This window comes from Frankia sp. CgKIO3, assembly GCF_977946435.1.
Genome location: NZ_CDWTMO010000055.1, coordinates 1 through 4,944, shown reverse-complemented (window position 1 = coordinate 4,944; position 4,944 = coordinate 1). Strand labels below are relative to the sequence as shown.

Sequence of the window (4,944 nt, the reverse complement as noted above, 5' to 3'; positions counted from 1 at the left end):
CCCGTCAGGGGCTTGTCACGTTCGGTCCGGACTCAGATACTGTCCTCACGATGTGAGTTCCTGCACTGTGCAGAGTGGTGCGCAGTGACAAGCGCCCGCCGTCCGCGCCCGGTACGAGCCCGCCGGCGTGGAGGTGTTCGCGAGTACCACCTGCGACCGGGCCGGTGCCGTGGGCGGCGACTTACTTCCAGAACGTCGACTGACCCAACTGGGAGGAAGACCGCCATGACCGACGCGATGAGGATCTGGTACGTGGCCGGGCAGCGGCTGTGCAACTTCGGCTGCCCGTACTGCGTGTCGACCGGGGACTGGTCCAAGAGCCGCCGCTACGACTGGACCAACCCGGCCGACCGGGACGTGCTGGCGGCCGTGGTCGGCTGGATCGGGAACCGACCGCATCCGGTCGAGGTCCGCCTGGGCAGCCTCGGCGAACCGTTCACGTCCTCGTTCTTCCTCCAACAGGCCGGTTGGCTCACCCGCCAGGACAACGTCCGCTACGTGGAGCTGCTGTCGAACGCCTCGCTGCTCGAGCGTCGCCTGCCCCTGCTGGCCGAGGCCGCCGAGATGGCCAAGGTGTCGCTGTGGCTGACCTGGCACCCCGGCCAGATCAGCCTGGAGAAGTTCATCGACGCCGCCGCGCTCGCCCGCGATGCCTACGGCTGCTTCGTCGTCGTAAACGCGCTGCTGTTCGACCCCGGCGAGGCTGCGCAGGCCCGGCGGGCACGCGACCCGGCGCTGACCAGGCTTGCGCTCACCGCGCTCGCCGGCCCGCGGGGTCTGGAGTGCCGGGCAGGGCACGACTACCTGTTCATCGACATCCACGGGGTGGCCTACCGCTGTTCGCGCTACTCCGCCGAGGACCTGCACCCGGTCGGCCGCGTCCAGGACGCGGGGTTCTGCCTGGAGAACTACGGGGCGACCTGGGCGCCGTGTGCCGCAGACGGCGGCTGCTGCAACAAGGAGGACTTCCTCAATCTGCGCCTGGGCGAGCGGCTCCGGCCGCGCGGGCTCCCCAGCCTGGGCTGGACCGGAGCCTGACCCCAGCCCGCCCCTCGAACCCGCCCGGAAAGGGATGCCGATGCTGCTCGGCGAGATGACCTGGCCCGCCTTCGACGACGCGACCCGCGATCCGGCTCCCGACACCGGTGAAGCCGCCAGCGTGGTGATCGTGCCCGTGGGCGCGGTCGAGCCCCACGGCCCGCACCTGCCGCTGGCCGCCGACACGATGATCAGCGACTACTTCGCCGGCCGGCTCGCCCGCGACCTTCCCGGCGCCCTCATCGCCCCGACCCTCGGCTACGGGGTCGCGACACCGCCCCAGCGCCTCGGCGGCGACTTCCCAGGCGTCCTTAACCTCAGCGGCGACCTCTTCACCCGCCTGATCACCGAGGTGCTCACCGGGCTCGCGCGCCACGGCCTGCGCCGCCTCGTCGTCGTCAACTCCGCGATCGACAACATCAGCTTCCTCTGCGAGGCCGCGCGGATCATCACCGACGCCATCCCCGGCACCCGGGTGATGATCGTGAACTGGTAGGACGTGGTCGGCGAGGACTTCCGCGACGCCCTGGCCGCCGAGACCGGCATTCCCCGCGACGTCGACCACCACGCGAGCATGGTCGAGTCCAGCCTGGTCATGCACATCGTCCCGCACACCACCCGCCCCGCCGGTTCACCTATCACCTTTTCCCGCTCCCGGCGGACGCCGCCACCGTCGGCGGCGTCGTCTACACCGCGACGGGCTCCAGCCCCACGCTCGGCGAGCAGGTCGCCCGCCGCCTCGCCGACGCCGTGCGCCAGGAGATGCGGTGACCGGCGAGAACCCAGACCGCGGCAGGCCGGACGACGTCCTGCTGCTGTTCTCGCCGTCGGCGTCGTACCCGGACCCGGTGGCGTGCCTGACCGACCAAGACGGCCGGCTCGTACACGCCTGGAGCAACGCCGCCGGGCAGCCCGACCCCGGCGACGACCCGCCGTCGTACCTGCGCGGCTGGAACCACGTCGAGCTCGGCCCCGACGGAAGCCTGTACGCGATCGTGCCGCTGCACGCGGTGCTGAAAACTCCGCCCCGACTCCAGCGTGGCCTGGAGCACCCCGGTGCCCGCCCACCACGACCTGGACGTCGCCGCGGACGGGCGGGTGCACGTCCTGACCGAGCAGCCCCGCCTCATCCCGGCGCCCGGCGGCCCGTACCTGCTGCTGGACAACCAGATCACCGTCCTCGACGCCGGCGGGCGGCCAGCCGAGCAGCACTCGCTGTACGACCTGCTCGCCACCGTCGACCACCTGCGCGGTCTAGTCCACGACGAGCTCGCCCGCCGCGCCACGGCGACGTCCGGATGCGCTGACCTGCACCGACTCGCGGGGCGACGCGGGCGAGAGGTCTCCCGTGTGCTGCGGGACCTGCCCGGCTCGCCGTGCGACGTGCTGCACGCCAACACCCTGGAGACCGTGCCCGCCCATCCGGCCGGCCTGTGGGACGACGGCGACACCCTGGTCGCGGTGCGCGAGCTCGACCTGATCGCCGTCGTCAACCCGCGCGCCGGTGCGGTGCGCTGGTGGTGGGGACCCGGCCAGCTGTCCGGGCCGCACCAGCCCTCCGCCCTGCCCGGCGGCAGCGTGCTGGTGTTCGACAACGGGCGCGCCGTGCGCCGCTCCCGCGTCCTGGAGATCGACCCCGCCACTGGCGAGATCGTGTTCACCTACGACGCCGATCCACCAGACGCGCTGTTCACCGAACTCGCCGGAGGCTGCCAGCAACTCCCGGGCGGAACCCTGCTCGTCACCGACGCCCAGCACGGCCGCGGCATCGAGATCGGCCGCGACGGCCGCGCCCTGCGGGAACTCCGCATCCGCACGAAGCAGGCGGGCGGCGGGAACTCCCGCTGTGACATCTACCGACTGGCCGCCGTCCCGGCCCGAACCGCCGCGCGCCTGACCGCGCCCGGCGGCCGGGCCTGGCAGCTGGCCACCACCCGAGTCCGCTGCCAGCCCTACGCCGGGAGCAGCCAGTGATCAGTGTCGTCATCCCCATCGCCGACCGGCCCGCGCACCTGGACCGGGCCCTGCGCAGCCTGGACCGCCAGAGCCTGCGCGACTTCGAGGTCATCGTCGTCGCCGACGGCGGCACCCCACCCGAGCAGGTCATCGACGCCTGGGGCGGGCGGCTCGCGATCATCCTGTTGGAGCTGCCAGAGCGGCGGAGCGTCTCGCACGCCCGCAACCTGGGCGCCGCCACCGCCTCCGGAGACCTGATCGCCTTCCTGCCCGACCACCTGGCCGTCGCCGCCGCCACCCTGGCTGATCCCCGCGTCGAGGTGGCCTACGGCGCGGCGCTGGTCAGCGACCGCTGGGTCGACGCCATACCGCGGCCGGCCGACGGCGCCGCCGTCCTGCGCAAGGGCTACCCCTTCGATCCCGGTTTCCTGCTGGTCGCCAACCTGGTCGCCAACTTCATCCACACCGGAGCGGTCACCGTCCGCAACTACACTGGAACCTCGGCCCGGTTCGACGAGACCCTCCAGCACTGCGAGGACTGGGCGATGTGGCTGACCCTGTACGCCGAGGGCTACCGGTTCGCCTACACCGGCGCCTGTAGCAGCGTTTACCACCAGGTTCCCGGCGCGGCCGGGACCGTCGCCGCCGCCTACCGGCGCAGCCCGACCCCCTTCACCCTCGCCCACCGTCGCATCTACGCCGCCTGGCCCGCCGACGATCCCCTCGTGGTCGGCTACCGGCGCTGGATCGCCGAGTTCGACGAGCGCCTGGACGCTGCCATCGAGTACGACCGGCCCGTGCCGCCGCACGCCTTCGAGCACGCCGTCCGGACCCTCTACCCGGCCTTCGTCGCGGCGGAGCCTGCCGACCCGGCGCTGCAGTCAGTCGGCCACCGCGGCGAAGAAGCCGCGGTTGTCCGCGGCGGTGCGCTCATCGATCGTGCCGCGCAGGACATCGACCGGCGCGGTCAGCAGCAGTCGGGCCAGCGGCGGATGCTCTTCCACCCACCGCAGATGGCGGGTGACCAGGCGGATCACGCCGTCGCGGGGCCCGGTCGAGGTGTGCAGCTCACCCCACAGCGCGCTCTGATGATCGGCAAGACCCGCACCCACCACGGCCGCGGCCAGGTCCCCCCGGGTGGGGAAGTAGTGAAACAGGCTGCCGTTACTGACACCGGCCCGGCGCCGAACCGCCTGCATGGACGTGGCCTCCCAGCCCTGCTCCAGCACGCAGGCCACGGCCGCGTCCACCAGCCGGGCCCGACTGGGCGCTACCCCGACGCCTCCCATAACCCCGACACCGCCCATAGAGTAACACTCTAGACGGACAGCCCGCGCGCCTACCGGGACTCTCCGTGCGGACGAGCTTCGGTAAGATCGCCGGCCATGGACGCGGGCGTGGGAAGCACGTTGATCTCCATCCCGCCGGGGCGGGTGACGCTGTGCGACCGGCGAACGCAGCGCAGCTGGTCGGTCGAGCTCGCGCCGTACTGTCTCGCGGCGTTTCCGGTCACCCAGGAGCAGTACGCGGCGGTTGTCGGCCAGCGGCCGGGCTCGGCCCACGGGGACCGGTTGCCCGTCGAGGGGGTTTCCTGGTGGGACGCGGTCCGATTCTGCAACGCCCTGTCCCACCGTGACGGGATGGCGCCCGCGTACCGTGTCCAGGCCGACGGCGAGGGTGCCGAGTGGGACACCCGCGCCGAGGGGTACCGGCTGCCGACCGAGGCTGAGTGGGAGTACGCCGCCCGGGCCGGCACGAGCGGCCCGCGGTACGGGCCGCTCGACGACATTGCCTGGTACCGCGGCAACTCCCACGGGCGAATCCACGACGTGGGCGGTAAACAGCCCAACTCCTGGGGCCTGTACGACATGCTGGGCAACGTGTGGGACTGGTGCTGGGACCTGTACGACACCGAGGTCTACATCAGGTGGGGCCTGATCAGGTGGGGCC

The 4,944-nt window shown here is 72.2% G+C and carries 6 protein-coding genes and 1 pseudogene; 5 read left to right on the top strand and 2 right to left on the bottom strand.

What is annotated here, in order from left to right; translation table 11 throughout:
- The first annotated feature begins 225 nt into the window (after nt 1-225).
- Both AC08OJ_RS08705 and AC08OJ_RS08700 read left to right on the top strand, forming a co-directional pair.
- Entirely contained in the window at nt 226-1,038 is an 813-nt protein-coding gene (locus tag AC08OJ_RS08705) for a hypothetical protein (RefSeq protein WP_476595468.1), read from the top strand.
- A 40-nt stretch (nt 1,039-1,078) separates the two neighbouring features.
- Entirely contained in the window at nt 1,079-1,534 is a 456-nt protein-coding gene (locus AC08OJ_RS08700) for a creatininase family protein (protein ID WP_476595467.1), read from the top strand.
- Nucleotides 1,535-1,724: 190 nt separating this feature from the next.
- Here AC08OJ_RS08700 and AC08OJ_RS08695 read toward each other — a convergent pair whose 3' ends face one another.
- Nucleotides 1,725-1,997 (bottom strand): hypothetical protein, encoded by a 273-nt coding sequence (locus AC08OJ_RS08695; RefSeq protein ID WP_476595466.1) that lies wholly within the window; start codon nt 1,995-1,997, stop codon nt 1,725-1,727.
- 79 nt (nt 1,998-2,076) lie between these two features.
- Between AC08OJ_RS08695 and AC08OJ_RS08690 the strand changes: the two genes are divergently transcribed.
- Entirely contained in the window at nt 2,077-3,012 is a 936-nt protein-coding gene (locus AC08OJ_RS08690) for an arylsulfotransferase family protein (RefSeq protein ID WP_476592999.1), read from the top strand.
- A pseudogene (locus AC08OJ_RS08685) lies at nt 3,009-3,275 on the top strand (glycosyltransferase family 2 protein); the annotation flags it as partial. The gene AC08OJ_RS08690 and the pseudogene AC08OJ_RS08685, both read left to right, overlap by 4 nt.
- A gap of 600 nt (nt 3,276-3,875) precedes the next feature.
- Here the strand turns inward: AC08OJ_RS08685 and AC08OJ_RS08680 are convergent.
- Entirely contained in the window at nt 3,876-4,193 is a 318-nt protein-coding gene (locus tag AC08OJ_RS08680) for a TetR/AcrR family transcriptional regulator (protein WP_476595476.1), read from the bottom strand.
- Between the two features lie 186 nt (nt 4,194-4,379).
- Here AC08OJ_RS08680 and AC08OJ_RS08675 point away from each other — a divergent pair.
- Nucleotides 4,380-4,944: formylglycine-generating enzyme family protein (locus AC08OJ_RS08675; RefSeq protein WP_476595465.1), on the top strand; the 565-nt coding region annotated here is incomplete at its 3' end.

Excerpts from the sequence above, each read along its gene's own strand:
- AC08OJ_RS08705 (WP_476595468.1), top strand. The coding sequence starts at position 226 with ATGACCGACGCGATGAGGATCTGGTACGTGGCCGGGCAGCGGCTGTGC.
- AC08OJ_RS08700 (WP_476595467.1), top strand. The coding sequence starts at position 1,079 with ATGCTGCTCGGCGAGATGACCTGGCCCGCCTTCGACGACGCGACCCGC.
- AC08OJ_RS08680 (WP_476595476.1), bottom strand. The coding sequence starts at position 4,193 with ATGCAGGCGGTTCGGCGCCGGGCCGGTGTCAGTAACGGCAGCCTGTTT.